We start from the raw sequence: 21557 nt of genomic DNA on the forward strand, positions 1-21557 counted from the left end.
GGGAAAAGGAAAGCGTCCCGTTCCGAGCGGCGCTGGTGCAGAAGAAGGCGGGTATTTGCCTCCGTTGCAGGCGGAGTGTCAGATGCGTTCCTGATGCATTTTTGTTTTCCGAGCCAGCTTTTTGTTCCAAGGCGCTTCCTGAGATAAATTGTTGTATTCCCTTGTTGACTTCCAGTTGGTGGAACCCATATGCTCGGATGATATATCAAAATTTCAACCATCAACGTTTAATGAGCATGTATAAACACTATTCTGACGGCCGCCGCCGCTTTCTCAAAATGTCCGCCTTGTTCGGTACGTCTGCGCTGATTTCTCCGGCCATTGCCCGGGCAGAGGGCGGGGGTGCCGATTCTCCGGAAAACGGCGGCTTTGCCGCCTCCCGGAGCCGGACGCTTGGCAAGGGCTCCTGTGCCTTGGAAGCTTCTCCCCTTGGCTTCGGAGTCATGGGAATGACCTACAACCGCAGCCAGTCTCCCTCGCGTGAGCAGTGCATCCGGCTTCTTCATGAGGCCGTGGAGCGCGGAGTGACTCTTTTTGATACGGCCATCATCTACGGCCCCCTGAGCAATGAACTTCTGGCCGGGGAAGCTCTTTCCCCCTTCAGGGGGAAGATCAGCGTCACTACCAAGTTCGGGCACGAAGTTATTAACGGAAAGGGGACGGGCCGCCAGGACAGCCGCCCGGAAACCATCCGGCGCTACTGCGACGAGTCGCTGCGCCGTTTGAAGGTGGACGCTATTGAATTATTCTACCAGCACCGCTTTGATCCCAGGATTCCCGTTGAAGATGTAGCGGGAACCATCTCCGAACTGGTCAAGGAAGGCAAGGTGCGGCGCTGGGGCATGTGCGAAGTCACTCCCGGTACAATTCGCAGGGCCCACGCCGTCCATCCCCTGACAGCCATTCAGAGTGAGTACCATCTCATGCACCGGGATGTTGAAAACAATGGCGTTCTGGATGTCTGCCGTGAACTGGGTATAGGCTTTGTCCCCTACAGCCCGCTCAACAGGGGATTCCTGGGGGGCTGCATCAATGAATACACGCAATTTGACCCGAACAACGACAACCGCCAGACCCTGCCGCGTTTCACGCCGGAGGCCATGAGAGCCAATATGCGTATTGTCAATATTCTGCAACAGTTTGGGAGGACGCGCGGCATGACTTCCTCCCAGGTTGCCCTGGGATGGCTGCTGCAAAAGGCTCCTTATATCGTACCCATTCCCGGCACCACTAAACTGTCCCATCTGGAAGAAAACCTGCACACGCTTGATTTTACCTGCTCTCCGCAGGAGTGGGCGGAACTGGAGAACGCCGTAGCCGCCACACCCGTGACCGGAGCACGCTACAACGCGGAACAGCAAAGGCAAGTAGGGCATTGACCCGATTTGTTTGCCGGGATAAACGGCAATCGCAACGGCGGCCTCCGCAGAACGTTCGTCAGGCGTTCCATACTATCCGGAATTCCTTGTTGATTCCGTTTTTACGGATTGTCTGAAAAACATTTCCTTCTGAAAGCATTCTGCCGGAAGAAGGGGATGTGTTGTTGCGTGAAGCGAGTAGCCTCCATTTGCCCCTCCCGGCAGCAGGCCCAGGCGTCAGCACCTTCTTCAAATTTTTTGTTTCAGGAAGGAATCCATCCATTCCGGGTTCACCTGTGGCAGAGGTTCGCCTTTGTCATATGCCTCGCAGCACTGGCCGATATACTCCATTTTGATTTTGGAGTATTTCAGGCATTTTTTCAGTTCCCGAATGCGCGTTTTCATGGCCTGATGCCCTTCCTGCAACATGCGGTAACGTTCGCGCAATGTCGAATTACCTTGGCGAACCAGGTGAAAAAAGCGTTTGATCTCCTTGAGTTCCAATCCAGAATGCTTAAGGCAAACCAGCCCCAGAAGTTCTTCCATTTCCTTGCGGTGGAAGACACGGCATCCCGCCCCGTTTCTCGGGATGTCCAGGATTCCTTCTTCTTCAAAAAAACGCAGATTGGACGGCGTGATGCCTGTCAATTCCGAGACTTCCGAAATGGAAAGGCACATGTCTTTCTGTTCTCCAAGTTCTGATGCGTCTTGCATGAAGACACTATGGCTTTTTCTTAGGCTGCGGGAAACGACAATTTCCGTGTATGGGCGGGGAAGCCGGTTATTATTGCCTTTTTAAGGTACATGGCATTCATTTTCTCCAACTGCATGCGGCCTTCCGTTTTTTCTGGAGTTTCCAGCAGCGCTGTTCCGGTTCCGGTGTATTTTTCATATTCCTTTACATCAAAGGTTCCGGGGGATATGGTCCCCGCGTTTTTCAGCAAGGCAATGATTCTTTTCAACTGTGATTACAGTGAAGGCGCCCATGCGGATATTCTCCGCAGAATGGCGGAAACGAATATGGAGCAGACTGCCGGTTACGGGGAGGACCCCTATTGCGACCAGGCCCGGAAGCTGATTGCCGGCTTGTGCGGCAGAACGGATCTGGATATCCATTTCCTTATCGGCGGGACCCAGACCAATTTCACGGTAATTGCGGCGGCGCTGCGTCCCCATCAATGCGTGCTGTGCGCGGACACGGGCCATATCAATGTGCACGAGTCGGGAGCCGTTGAGGCTTGCGGACACAAGGTTTCCGCTATTCCTTCCCCGGATGGGAAGCTGACGGCCCGGCAAATTGAGGAGGCGTGGCACGCCCACTGGGATGACGAGACCCGTGAGCATATGCCTCAGCCCCGGATGGTTTATATTTCCCAGCCGACCGAATTGGGCACCATTTATTCCAGAAAGGAACTTCAGGAAATTTCCGGAGTCTGCCGCCGGCGGGGGCTGTATTTGTATATGGACGGAGCACGCCTCGGCTACGGCTTGTGCGATGAGGACAATGACCTGGATTTGCCGGCGATTGCCTCCCTTTGCGATGCTTTTTACATCGGCGGCACGAAGGTCGGCGCTCTGTTTGGTGAAGCCCTGGTTCTGCGGCATGAGGCCCTGAAGGAGGATTTCCGTTACATCGCCAAGCAGAAGGGCGGCCGTCTTGCGAAAGGGCGGCTTCTGGGCATTCAGTTCCTGGAGCTGTTCCGCGACGGCCTTTATTTCCGGCTGGGCGCCCATGCGGACCGCCTGGCTGTGATGCTGCGGGATTTTTGCCGTTCCAGAGGGCTGGCGCTTCCCTTTTCCAGCGGAACGAACCAACAGTTTGTCACGATGCCCGATTCCGTTCTGGAGGAGCTGGGGAGGAAATACGGTTTTGCCTATTTGCGCCGGGAGGATGAAACCCACAGCACGGTGCGCTTCTGCACGAGCTGGGCCACCCGAGAGGAAGACGTACGGGAATTGATGGCGGATATCGCCCGCCTGTGCTGAAATTTCCCTCCGTCCGGCAATGCCGGGAAACTGCGGAAAGGGACGTTCCCCCATTCGTTTGCGGAAAAGCATTTTTGTCTTTCCGGGAGGAACCTGTTGAGCCATGATATGGTTATGCCCTTAATCGTGGGACAGGAATGGCGGAGGAGAATTTCCCGCATGCAGTGGCTGCTGAATGCCGTGCTGGCGGTGGAGTGCCTTAGCATGCCTTTTTTTGCCGCCGGGGCGGTAGCTGGGATGGTCTGGTACGGAGGACGCAGGATGGGGGCTGACTGGGGCTGGCTGGCGGGAGGCGCCCTTGCCGCCGCAGGTTTATTTTTGGCGGTGTGGGGGTGGCTGCGGCTCCGGGGCCGTTTTTTCAGCAGGCGTGATACGGCGGCCTTTTTGGATGAACAGCTGGGGTTGCATGCGGCGTTGAGCGCCGGTGAGGAATGGGGCAATGCCGTGGAGGCAGGGGAAAGCTCGGTACGGGGGAATTCCGTGCTGCGGATACGTTCCGCCTGGTGCCTGGCCTGGCTGGCGGGAGGCGCGGTTCTTATGGCTTGCGGGGCTTTTTTGCCGTTGCCCGCGCCGCAAGCCGTAGGGCAGCTTCCGGATTTGCCGCCCGTTCTGGCCCGGGTGGGGGAAGTCCTGGACCGCCTGGCGGAGATGGAGAGCGTGGATAATAAGAGCCTGGAGCCTTTCCGGGAGCAGTTGGAGGATTTGAAAAGAATGCACCGGAATGAGATGTATTCCCATGCCGGACTGGAAGCGGCGGATGCCCTGAAGGGGAAAACGGCAGCGGCCGTTGCCGGATTATCCAATCAGATGTATCGGACGGATTCCGCCCTTTCCCTGCTGGACAGTCTGAATGGAGCGTCCAGCCCGGAGGCGATGCAGTCCCTTCAGGAGGCGTTGACGGGAATGGAGTCCCTCGCCCTGCAGCCGGGCGGCATCATGAGCCGCCAGCTCCAGGAGCTGGAGGCTTCCCTGCCTTCCCGGCAGATTGATCCGGAGACGGCCCTCCGTCTGCGGGAACAGCTGGAACGGGCCGCCCAGCAGCTGCGGAGCATGTGCGGGCAGTGCGGCATATCCCTGATGGCGTCTCCGGATGACCGTACCGTGATGGAAGCCGGGCAGGGAGAGGGAAGTGAACCCGGACGAGGAGGAACGGGGCGTGGACGCGGGGACGCTCCCCTTGCCTTTGAGATGGAAGAGCGCCCCCGGCTTGACACGGTTTCCAGACGGGCGGTTCATGAGGACTTGAGCCGCGCCGCTCTGGGGGAAGCTGCGGGGGTGGAGTCGGCGGCTCCCTCCCCGGAAGGGGCTGGAAATGGACTGGAACACGGCGGCCGGGGGGCTCGTCCGGCCCGCGGTGGAGATGCCGTGTGGTCTGATTGCCTTACTCCTCAGGAACAGTCAGCCCTGAAGGAAATTTTCAGATAGATTGATTGTTTTCTCCTGAAGGCCGGGAGCGCGTACCCCCCTGCCGCGGTTGTCCCCGGGGAAGCAGGCCGGTCCTGGTAAACAGAGCGTCCAGAACAAGGAGGACGCAGGTGCTCCACAGCAGGATGGGACGGAGTTGGAGGCTTGTTCCGGGCCTCGGTTCCCGGAAAATGGAGGGAAGGTCCATCCTTTCCCTGCCTCCGGTCCGGTTCACCAGGTCCAGGAAAGCGTTGCCGGATTCAGGCGGCATGGCCCATTCCGGGTCCACCTGCTGGCTGACAGGGCCGAAGGGGATAACGCTGCCGCCGATGCGGACCGCGCCCCGCGCCATGACTCCGTGCGGGAGGGGAAAGCTGCACTGGAATATTCCCGGCTGCAGGTGTTCCCAGATACCGTTTTGTGTACGGGAGCTTTCTTTTCCGGAGAGTTCCAGGGATATTTCCGGCATGCGTTCCGCCAGGCGCGGGATGTTTTCCTCACTGTAGTAAAGGCGAATCCGTAACCGGTCTCCTGCCGTGTCCGCCCGCACGGAGTATCCCTGTGGGGGATTTTTCCTGTTGAGCCACCGGGCCAGGGTTTGGATAAGGTCTCCGTAGCTATCCCATTGCTGGATGTTTTTTCCGAGTTCTCCTCCCATGGCGAACGTAACGGCGGCCGTCCGTCCCGTTCCCCTGTTCCAGAAGGAGACCAGGGGCGCCGCGTTTCCGTCTTCCGTTACGCAGGCTGCTGTTGCTCCATTCCTTAAATAACACAGGTTATAACCGTCTACGGCAGGGGGCCATTCCGGCTGGCCGGCTGCAATTTGAAGCCAGCCAGCCGTGCCGCGCAGGAGGGTACGTTCCCTGATGAAGGCGGCCCGGGCCACACTGACGGTTTCCTGTGCAAAGATGCTGGGGATATCCCCCGGACGGTCGCAGAAGAAGATGCGCCCCCGTCCCAATTCCGCTATTTCCCTGAGCAGTCCGGCATCGGCACTTTTTTCCGTTCCCAGTGCGATGACGCTTACGGTAACCCCTTCCTTAACCATTTCTTTCAGAGTTTCCCGGTAGTCGGCAGGTTCTTCGGAATCGTCAGCATCTGCAAAGAGGAGCAGATGCCGTGTTCCGGCCACGGAACGTTGCAGTTCCTGCCAGCCCGCTTTCAGCCCGGCGCCGATGAAGATTCCTCCGCCCATGGAGGCAATCCTGGAGACGCTGGATATCATTTTCTTCCGGTTAGGGCCCAGACTGCTTAGCGTGACAATAGGGTGCGGTTCGCTGTCCACGGCGTGGACGGAGATGAGATCCTGGTCGGACAACAGGGAAATGGTCTGGCAGGTTCCGGCATTGGCCAGATCCATTTTCGTCTTTCCTCCGGGAACGGAACAGGACATGGATCCGGAACGGTCCAGAACGATGCTCATGGCCGTCATGAGCTTCATCTTGTCCTTCTTCATTTCCATGGAAACGGGGAGCAGTTCGTCAATGGGGGAGGAGAAGTATCCGCCGGAGCCGAAACTATGCCTGCCCCCGCACATGAGCAGGCCGCCGCCCTGTTCCCTCACGTAATAGTCCAGGGCATGCAGAAAGTCCGGCGGGACGGAGGATGCGGAGAGGTTGTTGATGATGACCAGCCCCACGCCGGAGAGGTGGCGGGCATCAAGCTGGTTCAGGCCGGACGGTTGTTGGACGCGGAATCCCTGCGCTTCCAGGAAAGGCGCCAGGGGGTCGCGGTCGTAGCCGGAGAGCAGCAGGACGCCGTTTCCTCCCGTCACTTCAAGGAAGCTGACGGCACGGTTGTTTTCAGGGATTGGATCGTTTTGCGGCGTTATGGTCATTTCATAAGCGGAACAGCCGGGTGTGGAGAGCCTGTCCGCCAGCTGCACCGTGGCTTTGCCGTTGAGCAGGGTAGCCGTCCCCCGCAGCGGAGCCCCTCCGTTTTTGCTGATTTGCCACGGAACGGTGATGGCCGGGCCGGGAGGGCCTGCCAGGGTTGCTTCTAAAATAAAGGCTTCGCCGGGCCGGATACGCGCCGGGGTTCGGATTTGTTCTATGCGGATGTCCGCTTCCCGGAAGGTGACGGACAGGCGGTAGTCCACCGGAATCCGGGACTGGATGAGCTGTTCCGCCGCCTGGTCCAGCGGCGTGGTGGGCCAGCCGTCCGTCAACATCAGGATGCGGTTCGTCCGGTTCGGGGACATCAGGGCCATGGTATAGGCCAGGGCCTGTTCCATGTCCGTTCCGGCGGTTCCCCCGGCAAAGACGGGGTCTCCGCGTCCCCGGAGCACGGCGGATTGCGCGAAATCCACCAATCGGACGCGGTCCCCGGCATGTTTGTGCCGTTCCAGAATAGCCTGGATTTCCTCTGCCCCGGCTGCCGGAATTCCCGCCGTGGAATTTGATCGGTCCACCAGCACCCACAAGTCCATGCCTTTGCCGCCCCTGTCAAGGGCAGGCTGAGCCAGGGCCAGCAGCAGGCAGGCCTGCAGAAGGAGGCGCAGGGGGGAGGCCAGGCGCAGACGCCTGTATTTCCAGCCTGCCGCCAGAAGCAGGGGGATCAGGAAGAACCATTCCGGGGTGTTGAATTGAATCATGGGCGCAGGGAGATGTCTGGGACGGGAGGAAGCCAGGAAAGAATCAGGGCCAGGAACGCCAGCGCCAGCCAGAGGGGGGCCAGAGGGTCACGTTTCATGTGCCGGAGCGCCTCTTCATGGGGCTGGGGAAGTCCTGTGTCAAACGTGGAGCAGTGGGAAAAATCTCCCATCCGGGCGTCGGAGAACCAGACGGAGCCTTGGAACAGGGGTGTTTTCCCTTCTCCGGGGGGGAAGATTTCCACATATCCGGTTTCTTCCGGGAGCCTGCCGTTAAAGACAGTTTCACGGCGTTCTCCCCCGGGCATGGTTTGAATGAGTTTTCCGCCTGCGGGCATGGATAAGAGAGTTCCTCCGGGAAGGTTGCCGTAATGTGTTCCGGGCAGATTCTCCTGTACGGATTGCATGAATCTGCGGGTCATGAGCAAGGGCGCCGGAACGCGGTCCGCATTGGATTTTTCCCAGGGCCAGTTGAGGAAAAGGCGTTTCCCGTCCACCCAGGCCAGGGGGGATTCCCCCTGCCAGAGCAGGACTCCGGCTTTTTCCCCCGGCTTCATGGAACCGATGGAGGGGATGAGCAGGCCGCTCCAGTTCAGCCCGTCAGTCAGCGGATGCCGTTCCGCCGTGACAGCGCCGTAAGATGGTTTGCCGCTGGCTGCAAATATGATGGCCGCTTTTCCGGGGGGACTGGCATTTTCCGTTTTTCCCTCCAGCAGGAGGAGGTCGGGATCTGAGCCGTCCGGGACGGGGGAGAATCCCGGCAGGCTATTGATGATATTGCGGAAGATTTTTCCGGATTTTTCTGGAATTTCCATGCTGACGGCGACGGGGGCGGGAGCGGAGCGGACCAGCAGGAGCTCATTGTCCGCCGGGAAGGCGTCCGTCGGGAGCCGGAGCACGGCCTTTCCGCTTTCAGGAGGGAGGCTGTATTCAAATTCCGTGACAGTTCCTGGATTCAGGAACAGGGAACGCCGGGCAGGAGGACGCCCGCTTTCCGTATGGATGGAGATTTCGCTCCGAAGAGGGGATGGGCTATTGTTTTTAACGGCAATCCTCCAATGGCCGGGGCCGGCGGCCTCCACCGGGGTTATTCCCGCAAAACCCGCATTTTCCAGAGGTTTCCCTACACCCCGTGCGGATTGGCCGGCGGGAACCCTCCGGGCAGTGGATGTAATCAGGCGCGTGATTCCCGTTGGCCCGGCAACGGCTGTGGCGGTGCGCAGGGCAGGGGCCAGGTCATGTGTTCCTTCGCGCGGCTGCCAGAGATCCAGGGCGCGCAGGGCCTGGCGGACGGACGGCCCCCGGTAGAGCGGCTGTCCGGAAGCCCTGCTGCCCATGAGAACCCATGTGACCGGGATTCCGCACCGGAGGATGGTGTCCATGTCTTCGGAGACGGCATTCACGGCTTCTTGACGAAAGGGGGCCATATTTGCGGAATCATCCAGAATGAAGACTACGGTCTGGCCGGAGCCTTTGCCGGGCCAGACAGGAGCGGCCAGAACCCAGGTAAGCAGGAGGACGGCCAGAATTTGCATCCAGAAGGAGCGTGATATGCGTAACCTGTCCCAGGCATTACCCTCATGGGCCTCCGGAGCCAGAGCTTCCAACAGGAAGAGCGTGGCCGTGGCCTGTGTTTTTGTTTTGTGCTGGAGGAAATGGATGGCGGTGATGAGGGGGATGGCCAGAAGCGCCCAGAACGCGGTCGTGTTGGTGAAGTGGGGGAGCATGGCTTGGGGGGAGAGTAAAGGGTGCGGTTCAGGAGAGTTCCACGGCACCCTGCCGTAATGCTTCTCCGGACAGGGCTTCCGTCAGCGTCCCCTTGCAGGGGATGCGGGCAAGAACGGCCTGGCGGCGCAGGCAGGCAGAAATCCAGAGTTCAAAATGGGCGGCGTAGGCGCGGGCGTACCTCCGGGACAGGGAAGGGGTGATGAGCTGGCGGCGCAGGTGGCCGGATTCACAGTTTTTGAGTCTGGCGTTGCCGGCGGGGAGTTCCGCTTCTTCCTGCAGCGTGGGTGCCAGGATGACGGACATCCCTTTTAAGGAGGCCATGGTTTCCAGAAGGTTGTCCGGTTCCCCCGGGTAGAGCAGGTCGGAGATGAAGATTTTCATTCCATTGGGGCGCCAGATGGAAATGGAGGGCATGGATTCATCCGGGGGAAGGCTCTGGATCTGCGCTTCCCATTGGCCGGAGAGAACATCTTCCTGGTCCAGGGGGATGATACGGCGCCCTTTCACCGCATGAATCTTCACCTGGGCTCCCGTTCCGATGGCGGAGAGCAGGCAAAATTGAAGCAGGCCCCGCGTGCGTGCCGCGCGCTCTTCGTGAAAAAACATGGATTCGGAAACATCTACCGCCACGTCTACCTGCGGTGACAGTTCCGCCCGGAAGATTTTCATGGTGAGCTGGCCGGTTCTGGCGTACGCCGCCCAATGGATATCCCGCGGGTCATCCCCCCACTGGTAGGAACGGCTTCCCTGGAAATCGATGGAGTTGCCTGCTCCCGTTCCCTCCCAATGGCCCTGTGTTCCTTTCCAGGCGCAGCAGGAAAAGGGCAGCCGGAGACGGCGCGCCGCCTGTTCGGCGTCCGGCTGGATCACCTGGCTGGGGAAGGGGAAAGAGGTCATGGGGATGGGGGGGAGGCAAAACGGCGGGCAAGAACTATTCCCGTTCCCGGCGGGAATTTCCCGGTTTCTGGAGAGGTTCGGGGGATGCGTTCCGGAATATGTCAAACCAGTGTTTGCTGGTGAGAGCCAGCACCGCTATTCCGGCAGCCAGGTCCATCAGGCTGAACAGGGAAAATTTGCTGAAAGCCGGCAATGTTTCTTGTCTCAAAAGTTCAGATAAATACCCTCCGGGGAGAAGGGGGACGGACAGATTCACGCCCCACAGCACGTTTTGCACCAGGCATAGGATGAGGCAGATCATGGTGTACGTCAGTAGGGTATTGTTTTTCAGTTTTTCCCAGAACGGTTTCAGAAGCATGGCCGGCATGGTGATGGCGTACCAGCCGCCTGCTGCGAGGCAAAAGAGCCGTTGAGGGGACTGGAATTCGGGGACGGATGCCATGCGGTCTATCAGATACACGGCGATAGCCGCCATGGCGCAGAGCAACAGGGTGAACAGGACGCTCCCCGGCATGCCGGGGAGGAACAGCAGCTGCTGGAGCCTGGAGAATCTTTTGTTTTTCATTTGCTCCATGTGGATGGGAAGGAGGCGGGCAGGCGTGTTCAGGTTGATAATCATCAGGAAAATTCCGTAAACCATGACAAAAATGGAATTTCCGGTCATGATGTTTTGAATGGAGCCGCTTGCGTTTTCCAGAAAGGGGAGGGGGAGGATGGAGGCTGCGAAAAAAGCCAGCAGAAGCTTCCGCAGGGGGGCGGCCGTGTTTTGTGCGGCAGGGGAGAACCATTCCCTTGCCAGCAGAAGCAGGGATGAGATGACCAGGAAGGCGTCCGCCAGGACGAGGAATATCAGGAGAACGCCTTCTCCCGCTCCATCCCGGAAAAAATCCAGCTCCGCATGGTTGCCTCCCAGGGTCAATATACCGATTCCCATGAGGGAGAAAGCGATGATGCGCATCAGAGAGGGCATGGCGGACGCCCACAGGGTATATGCAGTCAGCATGCCGGAACCCAGGTAAAGGAGGAAAAACAGGGTTACATCCTGTACCAGGTCAATTTCTCCGTAGTAATACCGGATGAGAAAGAAGGGCAGGGAGATAAAGGCAATCAGCAGGGATTGGGCCATGAAGGATATCCATTTTCCCAGCACGATGCGGCCTGCGCTCTGCCTGGTGAGCAGCAGCAGTTCGTTGTTTCGGGTGAGCAGTTCGTTCCTGATGGAGGTGGAGGCCCTCAGCGGCATGATGAAGAGCAGGGCGACGACCATGGTAACCCAGAAGATGATCTGGCATCCGTCGGGGCTGACGAAGGGCTCCCCGTCAAGAGGATTGATGATGAAGCTGAACAGGAAGAAAAAGGAGAGCAGGGAGGGCACTATGCTGACCAGGAGGATGAATGACGGCGTTCTGAGACCCTGGCGCAATTCCTTGACCAGAGCGGAGGGCATCCATATGGGGAAATCAAGAGAGCGGGTGGTATTCATGAGGCGGGGATGGATGGGGTTTCCTGGGAAGAGGCGGGATTCTGCCGCGGGGCCGGTTCCCCGCTGCCGTGGATAAGGATGTCCACAAAAGCTTCTTCCAGACGGCGTTCGCTACGGTGGAAATCAATTACGGGGAGGTCGAGGCAGAGCTGGCGGAGTTCCGCAGCCACAGCTTCCGGTTCGCAGGAGACGAAGGCGGCCACTACTTTCTGTTGCTGTACATGGCGCACTTTCCATCCCCGGCGGAGGGCCAGCCATTCCTCCAGTGAGGCGGTGTCGTCTCCGGCGGTGCGGATTTCAAAGGCGTATCCGGATTCCGTCTGGCGGTGCAGCAGGTCTTCCATATTGCCGTCATGGATGACGGTTCCTGCATTCATGAAGATGAGGGCGTCGCACATTTCCCCCAGTTCCGAGAGAATATGGGAGCTGATGAGCAGCGTTTTTCCACGCGCTTTGAGCAGATGCACCAGATTTTTGAATTCAAGGCGCGCTTTGGGGTCCAATCCTGCCGCCGGTTCGTCCAGAATGAGGAATTGCGCGTCGCTGATCAGCGTACGCGCCAGGCAGAGCCGCTGCGTCTGCCCTTTTGAAAGTTTATCGATCATCTGGTTCTGGAGGCCGGCCAGTTCCGTGAAGTCCATCACTTCGTCCACAGCGTCCAGTAAACGTTCCCTGCCCATGCCGCAGGCCCTGGCGAAAAAATCCAGATATTCCCGGACGCTGGTGTTTTTATAGGGGTGGAAATAGTCCGGCATCCATCCGATGCGGGAACGTGCCAGTTCGGGATGATCCACAACATCGGCCCCGTTGAGCCTGATGTGGCCGGAGTCAGGCATTTCCAGCGTGGCCAGCATGCGCATGAGGGTGGTTTTGCCGGCTCCGTTGGAGCCAATCAGGCCGACGACCTGGCCCTGGCGGATGACGAAGGAGGCATTGTTGACGGCTTTCAGCGGACCGAATGATTTGGACAGTCCGGAAACTTCCAGCAGTAGGGGCGTACTCATGGTTATTCGTGCGGCAGGGGAGTGACGGGGCCGGAGACGGTGACGGAGGTTTTTTCCCAGTTAATGGAAGGCAGGGTGGGGATGGGGCCCAGTTCCCCGCCCGCCGGTTCCATGGATGCCCGGAAGTGCAGCGGGGGAGGGCCGTCCGGTTCTTCTTCCGGCAGGAACGGGGATGCCTGCATTTTACGGCCGGGAGGCAGTTGTTCAAGAATCCAGTATTTTCCGGAGGCGTCCCGGTAGGTGAGTCCGTTCAGGGTTCCGGGAAAGGTGCTTTGGAATACGGGCGCCCCGCCGGGGCGCGTCTCCAGCAGAGTGAGCGCCGCCCGTGTGGAAACCGGCATGATGATCCGGTGCTGGAGCGTGGAGCGGCTGGTGAACCATTTTCCCCCGCATTCTTCCCCTTGCCGCGCCGCGCCTTCTATGGGTTTTTCCTTAATGGAGCCGCGCGCCTTGCTCATGCGTGCTCCGGTGATGCCGGCGTTTTCCGGCAATTGAAATGTATTGTTCAGCAGGACGGAGGTCTTGCAAATCTGGTTTTGGGAGATCAGGGCGGAGTGGTCCTGCGGATTAACCTGGATAAGAACTTCCCGGCTGCCCGTCCCTCCCGTGCCGTCTCCGGCCAGAATCAGGAGCAGCAGAAGAAGGGAAAATCCCACGGAAATGGCCGGGATCAGCAGGAACAGCCTTTGCCTTTTGCCTGCGGGAGCCCACAGGAACAGGCTCAGCGGGCCGACAAGCACGGCAAAGATGATCAGCCCCAGCCCCAGCGTGGTGGATGGGGCTGAGAAATAATAGGGAGCGGCGGAGGTAATCTCCGGGTAACAGTTTCCCTTTTCGTGGAGGTTGATGAATTCCTTCAGTTTCAACTTTTTTTCTTCTTCCGGCAGGCCGTCCAGGGACGGAACGTGCAGAATGCGCCCGTTTCCCAGCAACCGGGTGGAAACGGAAAGCCCCCTGTCACCGATGAGCCACAGGTTTCCCCCTCCCGTCACCCATTGGCGGATGGCTTTGCGGTGGGCTTCGTCAAAATGGGTACGGTAGGTTTTTTCCGGGATGATGAGGCAGGTCTGCCCCTCGTACATCCGGTAGTCGGCTGGCCATTTCATCAGGTCGCAGGAGGAAACGGCCGCGTTATAGGAAGATTCGGAAAGCAGGTGCCAGTCCGCCGGAGCGCCTTCCTGGATAACCGCGACCATTTTCCTGTGCTCCGTATCCGTGGGAATGGGGGAAGCTCCTTCATGGTTTTCCTTCACTTCGTAGACGAGATTGTAGGAGAGGAGAGGGTAAACGACTGCATGAACGCTTTCCCGGGCCGGAATGAAGAACGGATAAGTATGGCTGGTTCCCCTGTTTCCGTTCCACCCTTCATGGAATTGAAGAGTGGCTTTTCTGTCCGAGCCGGTGGTGTTTTCCAGCTTCACCCGGAGAGGGACGCGGGCGTTGTTCGCGCTGTAGTCAAATGCTTTCTCCACGGAAACGGCGATGGGGGGAGCGGCGGCCGGTTTTGCGTGGAGCGGGAGAATATTGAATGCCGAAAGAAGGAAGAGGCTGAAGAACAGCCATGAACGGGAGAGAGGGCGGCGCATGGGGGAAGGGCTGAGGAGGTGTGGTCAATGAATTTTTGCGGCGGCCAGGGAATCCGGCAGGGGCTTGTTCTGGGCAGGGATTTCCCTGACCAGGCGGTTGATGACTGCGGCGGGTGTCTGTCCGTCCAGACGGGCCGTGTGGTTGAGCAGGATGCGGTGCTCCAGCACGGGATGAATAACGGCCTGCACATCCTCAAAGGAGCAGAAAGCGCGCCCGTGGCGCAAAGCTCGGGCTTTAGCGGCAGCCGCCAGGCCCAGGGCCGCCCGGGGACTGGCCCCGTATTTAACGCCTCCGGAGGCTTCCGATTCTCCGGGATGCGTAGCGTTGACCAGCCTGCCTATATAGTCCGCCACCACTTCGGGAATGGCTACATTCCGGGCCATTTGCATGAGTTCCTGCAATTCCTGCGCGTTCAAAACCGGGGATATTTCAGGTTCCACGCCCATTTCCCGGTTGAGGACAATGCGGGCCAGCACATCCGCCGGTGTGCGGTTGACGTTGATTTTGAAAAGGAAGCGGTCCAGCTGGGCTTCCGGCAGGGGAAAGGTTCCTTCCAGTTCAATGGGGTTCTGGGTGGCAAGCACGAAAAAGGGGGAGGGGAGGGCATGGGTCTCTCCCATGACGGTGACGCGGCGTTCCTGCATGGCTTCCAGCAGGGCGGACTGGGTCTTGGGGGAGGCGCGGTTGATTTCATCCGCCAGCATGATGTTGGCGAAGACGGGCCCTTCCTGGAAGATGAAGTTTTTTGTTCCGTCCCTTTCCTGAAGAACCGGGGTTCCCGTGATGTCTCCCGGCAGTAGATCGGGTGTGAATTGGACGCGGCGCGCTGTGATATCCAGTGCCCTGGAGAGGCCTTTGACCAGTTCCGTCTTGCCCAGGCCGGGCAGGCCCTCCAGCAGGATATGCCCGCGAGCCAGTACGCCAATGAGAACCAGTTCAATGAGATCCTTTTGACCGAACAGGACCTGGTTCATGGCGGCAGCCAGAGCACGGAGCTTTTGCATGGCGCAGCCAAGTTCTTCCTGAGAGAGGATAGGGGGGGTATTCATGGGAAACTGCCGGATTTCCGCGGCTTTTGGGAAAAAGACCGGGCATTTGTTAGATTTCTTCATGAACTTATGCCATGCATCCAGAGGGGCTGCAAGCGGAAAGATAGAGGGACCTGTTAATTTTCAGTAATATGAAGAGAAAATACCCTGCGGGGTTTGAGTGGTAAATGGAATTGCCGCAATATATGTTCCATCTGTTGAAAAAAGAAGGCTTCCTGGCATGTATTATTGTCATGCCTTCCGTATATCCCCCCGGCAACGAACGCATTTACGTGGTGGACGCTCTGCGCGGCTTTGCCGTAATGGCGATCATGCTGCTGCATTTTCTTGAACATTTCATCTATAATTCCTATCCCGTGGCTTCTTCCCCAATGATGGAAGCGGCCAACCAGCAGTTCAAGGAGGTCTTTTTTTTCCTGTTTGCCGGCAAGTCCTACACCATTTTCGCCCTTCTGTTCGGATTCACTTTTGCGGTCCAGTACCGTAACCAGGCCCGGAAGGGAAGGGATTTTGCGGGCAGGTTTGTCTGGCGCATGTGCCTGCTGGCGGTGTTCGCCTGCATGAATGCAGCGTTTTTCCCGGGCGGTGATGTTCTGCTGACTTTTTCACTTGCAGGTTTGTTGCTGGTGCCGTGCCGCCGGTTGAAGACATCCTCGCTGGTGGCTTTGTCCCTGTTTTTCCTGGCCCAGCCGCTGGAGTGGGCCTATGCGGCGGTGCAGTGGATGCATCCGGGTTGGGTTCCTCCCTCCCTGTCTGTTGCGGAATCGTACGCTTCCTTAAAATCCGCCGTGGATACGGGAAATTTCTGGGTGATGGCCTGGGAGAACCTGACTACAGGACAATGGGCCAGCCTGGCATGGGGTATTGAAGCCGGGCGTTTGATGCAGGCTCCGGGTCTGTTCCTGCTGGGGTTTGTTCTGGGGCGCCAGGATTTCTTTTTGCAGAATGACGGAACGGCTGTGTTCTGGACCCGCGGACTGCTATTTTCCCTGGCCGGGGCCTGTGCATTTTACGTGGTGATGTGCCTGCCGGGGCTGCCGGGGCCTGTGCATACCGTGTTTAGCATGTGGCACAATGTTTGCTTTACCGGCGTATGGGTGGCCGGGTTCGTTCTGTTGTACCGGCTGGAATATTTCAGGAAAGCGACGGCTCCGTTGCTGACCTACGGGCGCATGAGCCTGACCAACTATGTTTCCCAGTCCGTGATCGGCTCCCTGATTTTTTTCCCGTATGCACTGGGGCTAGCTCCCTACTGCGGGTATCTGGCCAGTTTTGTGGTCGGCTTTGCCGCCATGACCGGACAGATATGGTTCTGCCGCTGGTGGCTGGAGCGGCACCGCTACGGGGTGCTGGAAGGATTGTGGCACCGGGCGACATGGCTGGCCGCCGGGAAGGTTTCCGCTCCGGAACACCGGTAAGAAACGGGGGCCGGCGCAATGATGTTTCCCGATACTTGCGGGACGCTTTTTAGCGTCTTCTGCCAAAGCCGGTGATTTATCCGGACGGAGGATGCATCCGGTTCCGCAAGGGGCATTTTGGAGAGGAGACATGGAACAGGGGGCAGAGGCAGGAGGAAAAGGGATGAACGTTTCATGGCGGCGGGAGACATGAAAGCGCGGTATTTTTTGAAGAATGGCTTTCCGGGAGATTTTTTCCACAGGGAACGGTCTGTTTTCCTGGGGATGGCGTGCCGCGCCCTCTCCGGTCCGTGTTCCGGCGGCTTTTCCGACGGACTGATGCAGGAGGGGATTCCGTACCAGATGGCGCTTTTCTTTAAAGGGGAGATGTAGTATGGCATGGTGTATGGAAAGGAGGACGGGCATAGGCGGTTTTTTCGGGCTGGAATTGCCGGAGTACGGCAATTTCCCGCAATGGCATCCCGGCAGGAGTGTAGCCGTGAATTCCGGCAGACGCGCTTTGGAATATATCCTGCGCCGCCTGGGGGATGTGCGCTGTGTCCGTGTTCCCCTGTATACATGCCGGACGGTGGTGGAAACGATGGAACGGCTTGGCATTCCCGTGATTACTTACCGCATTGACGAACGCCTGGAACCGGAGGAACTGCCGGAATTGGAAAAGGGGGAATACCTTTTGTACACCAATTACTTCGGAATCAAGGAGAAATGCGTGGACCGTCTGGCTTCCCGGTATGGCGGCAGCCTGATTGTGGACAATGCGCTGGCCCTGTATTCTCCGGCCCGTTCCGGAGTGGCCTCCCTGTACAGCCCGCGAAAGTTTTCCGGTCTTCCTGACGGGGGGATCGCCGTGATGGATGCGGAGCGGTCCTTGCCGGAACCGGAGGAGCGGGACGAATCCCTGCCTGCCGCCGCTTTTTTGCTGGAATGCCTGGAGCATGGGCAGGAAAGGGCTTCCGCCGCCTGTGAACGGAATGAACGGCGCTTGCGGAATACCCCGCTGCGAAGGGTTTCCCGGCTGACGGAGCGACTGATGAGCGGCATTGATTATGAACAGGCGCGGCTGCTCCGCATGAATCATTTCCTTTTTCTTCATGAAAGGCTGGGCCATTTGAACCGTCTTTCCGTGGAGGCGGATTCCTTGTCCGCTCCGTGTTATTATCCGTTTTGGACAGCTTTTCCCGAGCTGAGGAACGTGCTGATTGATAAGCGCGTTCTGATGCCTCTCCTGTGGCCGGAGGTATTGGAACAGGCCCCTGCCGGCAGCCTGGAACGGAAACTGGCGCTGCATCTTCTGCCGCTTCCTGTGGACCAGCGCTGCGGGCCGCAGGACATGGAACGCATCGCCCGGATTGTGGAGGCATTCTATTCCTGAAGAGAAGGGAGGATTATTTTGTTAGACAGTTGGATAAGACGTTGACGATACGTGAATGAATGTTCTAACATTTTTGGTATGTCCGACTGCCTTTCCTCTCTGGGCTATCCTTTCCGTGGAAGGCCCATGGTTTTTGTCTTTTCCGTCATGATGGTATGGGGCATGTTCCTGGCGGCCCGGGATGTTCTCATCGGATGGATTGCCGCCTTTTGTTTTCTGCTGCCTTTCATGTGCGCCTTTTTCATGAAAATGGTGAGGCAGTCCGCCATGGGAGAAGAGGATATCTGCCCCTTTCCTGAACTGGATGAATGGCTTGACTCCCTCATGCTGCCTTTTGTCCGGCTGGTGGTGTGCATCATCGTTTCCTTCCTTCCTTTCGCCGTGTATGCGCATACTGCGGCCTGGGCGGCGGATACTCCCCTGGCGTGGCTGTTCCTGGCGGCGGGTGTGATTTACTTTCCCGGCGTATTCATGAGAACCTCCGTTCGGGAACGTTTTTCCGGTCTTTCTCCCGTGGGCTGGTGGGGGCTGGTCAGAAGGGCTCCCTTTTCCTATGCCGGGTTACTTGGCGCCATATGCGCCGGGGGATGGATCATCCTGAACCTTCCTTCAGGGCCTTTGATGGATTTCGCCATGGTGCCCGTGAAGCTGTATGTCGCTTGCGTGTTGATGAATATGTGCGGACTGTTCATGCTCAAGCATGAATTTGCCGGGGAGGAAGAGGTCGGCAGCTTTTCCCCTTCCGGGCCTGCGGCCTCGTGATGCTGCCGCCTTTCCGGCGGGCCGGGAACAGGTGAGTTTATTTGGCGGGTTCCTTGTCCAGGTTCAGGATACCCAGTACAGACATGTTGCCTTCCGCATCTTTTCCGGAGGGGAGATAGACCTTCGCATTGTTCAGCATGTTTTCAAAGGCCTTGGCGCGGAGCATGTTCGGTCCCATGGCCTTTTCCTTCAATGCCAGTCCTTCCGCTTCCGCCCGGGCTGCTTCCAGGGCTGCTTCCGCCTGGGCCTTGCCCCGCATGACAATGACTTTGGCCTCCGCTTCTCCCCGGGCCAGGTTAGCGTTTACTTCCTGGCGCGCTATTTCCATTTTCATGGCGCCTTCCGCCTCCCCGCGTGCACGCTGGATGGCGATGTCTTTCCGGGCGATTTGAAGTTCCGTTTCCTTGCGTTCGTTTTCCTGAGTCGTCTGAACTTTTCTGACGACGGATTCAATGATGGCCTGCGGGGGATTTGTTTCCCCCACGGCTACGGAATCCACAATAAAGGGGGTGCCGTCCAGCCGCTTGCTTAACTGCGTGTAAACGTTGTCGGAAATTTTTTGCAGGCTGCCGGAGGCGTCCAGGGCATTGTACTGGCTTAATTCCGCCCGCACGGCTGTACGGAAAGGCTGCTGAATGAAATTTTTGTAGGCAAAGAGCATGATTTCGTCCGCCACTTCGTCATCATTGCGGCCGGAGCTTTGGGCGATGCCTCCGTAATCTTCCATGAATTCCTTTACCCGGGACGGGTCCAGCCGGTAAACCAGAGAAGCTTTGCAGGAGATGGGGAGCTTGTCCTTGCCCAGAATAGCCCCTCCATTGCGGGCGTCGAATTCTTCCACCGTGGTATCCGGCGTGATGGAAACCTTGCTGACTTCCTTTCTCCACGCCCATCCCGTGGAGGACGGCCCGATCAGGATGCCTTCAAACCTGTTCTGTCCGAAAATGGGTTTGGAATAGACATATCCGGCAAAGCCGGACAATACGCGCTTGTTGCTGAAATTCTGGAAGGCAAAAATGGCGGCGCCCACAGCGACGAAGATGACGGCGGGAATGAGCAGGGAGAAGGCGGTTTTGGGAGATTTATTCATGACAGGGCAGCGGTTGTGACGGTATCCAACATAAGATGAGGCTGGTGAAAATCAAGTTATCTTTTCCTGTGCGGCCGGGAAAAGTATTCTACTGAAGAAACTCTTTCCGGAAGAGGGAATGCGGCAAAGTCTGTCCTCTTCTGAACACAGGGGAGTGCCGGAAATGTCTTATCCGGCAAAGGCTGCCTGTTCCGTGGGGGGATTCCGGCGAGGTGCCGGACCTCCGCCCCGGAGGCGGGCCTCCATTTGGGTTAAGGTGATGAATGTAGCCATTACGGGATCCGGAGGATTTATAGGGAGTCATTTGTCCAAGCGTCTTGAGATGTTCGGGCATCGGGTGACGCCCTTGCGGCGCTATCTGTTTGCCCAGGAGGGCGTGGATTGTCTGGCGCAGGCCCTGGCGGGATGCCATGCCGTCATCAATCTGGCCGGAGCGCCCATCGACCGGCGCTGGACGGATGCCTACAAGAGGGAGCTGGTGGAGAGCCGCATCATGACCACCCGCAAGCTGGTGGAAGCGGTCAACAGGTTGCATGAACCGCCGGGAGTGATGATTTCCGCCTCTGCTGTCGGGTACTATGGCTCGTCCGGCGGCTGTCATGGGGAACTGGACGATCCGGAAGCGGATTCCTTTCTGGCGGAATTGTGCGTGGCCTGGGAAAAGGAGGCCGGGCTGGTGAACAGCTCCGTGCGGCTGGTCCTTACCCGGTTTGGCGTAGTTCTTTCTCCGGATGGAGGGGCGCTCCCCGAGATGATGCGGCCGGCCCGGTTCGGCGTTACGGCAACCGCAGGAAATCCGGATCATCTTTTTTCCTGGGTGGCTTTGGAAGATCTGGCGGATGCCCTGGTCTTCATTATGGGCCGGCAGGATATTTCCGGCCCGGTCAATGTAACGGCGCCGGAGCTCACCACCAACCGGGAATTCTACAGGGCAGCCGCGGAACATTTCCACACCCGTCTGTCCATCCGTGTTCCGGACGCCGTTCTGCGGTTGCTGATGGGAGAAGCTTCCCAGGTGATTACCGGCGGCCAGTGCGCCGTTCCGGAGACGCTGATGAGGGAAGGGTTTACATTCCAATATCCGGATATCCGCACTTTTTTTAACAAAGCATTTTCTGTCAAATCATGAGCATGATACAGACCATCGTTACTTCCCTGTTTCACGGCCATTCCGTCAAAACCGATCCCATGCCGGATTTCAATCTGGAACGTTATCTGGGGGAATGGCACGAAATAGCCCGTCTGGAAAACTGGTTCGAGCGCGGGCTCAGCAGGGTTCTTGCCCGGTATGACCGCAGGGAGGACGGTTCCATTTCCGTGGTTAACAGCGGTTATGACGTTCGTACCGGGGAACGGAAGGAGGCGCGTGCACGGGCGGTGGCGGGGGATGCCCCCAATCATTTGAAAGTGTACTTTGTACCACTGGTATACGGCCGGTATGAAGTGGCTTTCCTGGATGAGAATTACACCCGCTCCGTAGTTTCCGGCGGTTCCCTGAATTATCTGTGGCTGCTTGCCCGCTCGCCGCAGTTGAAGGATGACGAGCTTCAGCCGATGCTTCATTGCGCGGAAAAACTGGGGTATGATACTTCCCGGTTGATTTACGCCAATGTCCAGGCCTCTCCGGACAAATAACATGGGGCGGGCTTGAAGAAGCGGCGTGCCGTGAATATGGGATATTTCTGAAATGGGGAATGTGGAAAAGGTGGCTTTCCTCCTGCCAGGAAAAAATTTTTGGGCATGGGCCGGGCGTTCCTTTCCAGTGTTCCGCCGTGCGGGAATGTCATGCTTTTGAGTTATCCGGTGTGATTCTTCTTCCTGCATGGCTC

Annotated in this window: 17 protein-coding genes; 8 read left to right on the top strand and 9 right to left on the bottom strand. The window is 58.2% G+C overall.

Features of this window, described 5'->3' with window-relative positions:
- Positions 1–236: 236 nt before the first annotated feature.
- Complete coding sequence (locus AMUC_RS06190; protein ID WP_099421499.1) at positions 237–1379, top strand: aldo/keto reductase; 1143 nt, start codon at positions 237–239, stop codon at positions 1377–1379.
- A gap of 228 nt (positions 1380–1607) precedes the next feature.
- On the opposite strand, the gene AMUC_RS06195 is transcribed toward AMUC_RS06190, so the two are convergent.
- Positions 1608–2072 carry a MerR family transcriptional regulator gene (locus tag AMUC_RS06195; RefSeq protein ID WP_052294456.1) on the bottom strand — a complete coding sequence of 155 codons (465 nt, stop codon included), beginning with the start codon at positions 2070–2072 and terminating at the stop codon, positions 1608–1610.
- A 234-nt stretch (positions 2073–2306) separates the two neighbouring features.
- On the opposite strand from AMUC_RS06195, the gene AMUC_RS06205 reads away from it, so the two are divergent.
- Both AMUC_RS06205 and AMUC_RS06210 read left to right on the top strand, forming a co-directional pair.
- Complete coding sequence (locus tag AMUC_RS06205) at positions 2307–3344, top strand: threonine aldolase family protein (protein WP_012420202.1); 1038 nt, start codon at positions 2307–2309, stop codon at positions 3342–3344.
- A 108-nt stretch (positions 3345–3452) separates the two neighbouring features.
- Positions 3453–4769, top strand: coding sequence for a hypothetical protein (locus AMUC_RS06210; RefSeq protein WP_143245863.1), 1317 nt, complete (start codon positions 3453–3455; stop codon positions 4767–4769).
- Here AMUC_RS06210 and AMUC_RS06215 read toward each other — a convergent pair.
- From AMUC_RS06215 to AMUC_RS06245, 7 genes are read right to left on the bottom strand one after another with little or no spacing between them, the layout of a single operon-like run.
- Complete coding sequence (locus tag AMUC_RS06215) at positions 4762–7341, bottom strand: VWA domain-containing protein (RefSeq protein ID WP_012420204.1); 2580 nt, start codon at positions 7339–7341, stop codon at positions 4762–4764. The genes AMUC_RS06210 and AMUC_RS06215 overlap by 8 nt on opposite strands.
- Positions 7338–9065: a vWA domain-containing protein gene (locus AMUC_RS06220; RefSeq protein ID WP_012420205.1), complete on the bottom strand. Its 1728-nt coding sequence runs from the start codon at positions 9063–9065 to the stop codon at positions 7338–7340. The genes AMUC_RS06215 and AMUC_RS06220 overlap by 4 nt, the downstream gene beginning before the upstream one ends.
- Before the next feature lie 28 nt (positions 9066–9093).
- Positions 9094–9963 (bottom strand): DUF58 domain-containing protein, encoded by an 870-nt coding sequence (locus AMUC_RS06225; RefSeq protein ID WP_012420206.1) that lies wholly within the window; start codon positions 9961–9963, stop codon positions 9094–9096.
- 34 nt (positions 9964–9997) lie between these two features.
- Positions 9998–11446 (bottom strand): hypothetical protein, encoded by a 1449-nt coding sequence (locus AMUC_RS06230; protein WP_012420207.1) that lies wholly within the window; start codon positions 11444–11446, stop codon positions 9998–10000.
- Entirely contained in the window at positions 11443–12450 is a 1008-nt protein-coding gene (locus AMUC_RS06235; RefSeq protein ID WP_012420208.1) for an ABC transporter ATP-binding protein, read from the bottom strand. The genes AMUC_RS06230 and AMUC_RS06235 overlap by 4 nt, the downstream gene beginning before the upstream one ends.
- A 2-nt stretch (positions 12451–12452) precedes the next feature.
- The gene (locus tag AMUC_RS06240) at positions 12453–14036 is read right to left on the bottom strand and encodes a hypothetical protein (protein WP_012420209.1); all 1584 of its coding nucleotides are present in this window, start codon (positions 14034–14036) and stop codon (positions 12453–12455) included.
- Between the two features lie 24 nt (positions 14037–14060).
- A complete protein-coding gene (locus AMUC_RS06245; RefSeq protein ID WP_012420210.1) occupies positions 14061–15086 on the bottom strand; it encodes an AAA family ATPase in 1026 nt (341 codons plus the stop codon).
- A gap of 233 nt (positions 15087–15319) precedes the next feature.
- On the opposite strand from AMUC_RS06245, the gene AMUC_RS06250 reads away from it, so the two are divergent.
- From AMUC_RS06250 to AMUC_RS06265, 3 genes are all read left to right on the top strand, one after another.
- Positions 15320–16504 (top strand): DUF418 domain-containing protein, encoded by a 1185-nt coding sequence (locus AMUC_RS06250; RefSeq protein WP_012420211.1) that lies wholly within the window; start codon positions 15320–15322, stop codon positions 16502–16504.
- A gap of 373 nt (positions 16505–16877) precedes the next feature.
- Positions 16878–17876 carry a hypothetical protein gene (locus AMUC_RS06260; RefSeq protein WP_012420213.1) on the top strand — a complete coding sequence of 333 codons (999 nt, stop codon included), beginning with the start codon at positions 16878–16880 and terminating at the stop codon, positions 17874–17876.
- A 78-nt stretch (positions 17877–17954) separates the two neighbouring features.
- Complete coding sequence (locus tag AMUC_RS06265; RefSeq protein ID WP_012420214.1) at positions 17955–18638, top strand: hypothetical protein; 684 nt, start codon at positions 17955–17957, stop codon at positions 18636–18638.
- Positions 18639–18675: 37 nt separating this feature from the next.
- Here the strand turns inward: AMUC_RS06265 and AMUC_RS06270 are convergent, their stop codons facing one another.
- On the bottom strand, positions 18676–19728 hold the full coding sequence (locus AMUC_RS06270) for an SPFH domain-containing protein (protein ID WP_012420215.1): 1053 nt from the start codon (positions 19726–19728) through the stop codon (positions 18676–18678).
- Between the two features lie 259 nt (positions 19729–19987).
- Here AMUC_RS06270 and AMUC_RS06275 point away from each other — a divergent pair, with 259 nt between their 5' ends.
- A complete protein-coding gene (locus AMUC_RS06275) occupies positions 19988–20857 on the top strand; it encodes a TIGR01777 family oxidoreductase (RefSeq protein WP_012420216.1) in 870 nt (289 codons plus the stop codon).
- On the top strand, positions 20854–21363 hold the full coding sequence (locus AMUC_RS06280) for a lipocalin family protein (protein ID WP_012420217.1): 510 nt from the start codon (positions 20854–20856) through the stop codon (positions 21361–21363). Before AMUC_RS06275 ends, AMUC_RS06280 begins: the two co-directional genes overlap by 4 nt.
- Positions 21364–21557: the final 194 nt, after the last annotated feature.

This window comes from Akkermansia muciniphila ATCC BAA-835, assembly GCF_000020225.1.
In the GTDB taxonomy this organism is placed as follows: Bacteria; Verrucomicrobiota; Verrucomicrobiia; order Verrucomicrobiales; family Akkermansiaceae; genus Akkermansia; species Akkermansia muciniphila.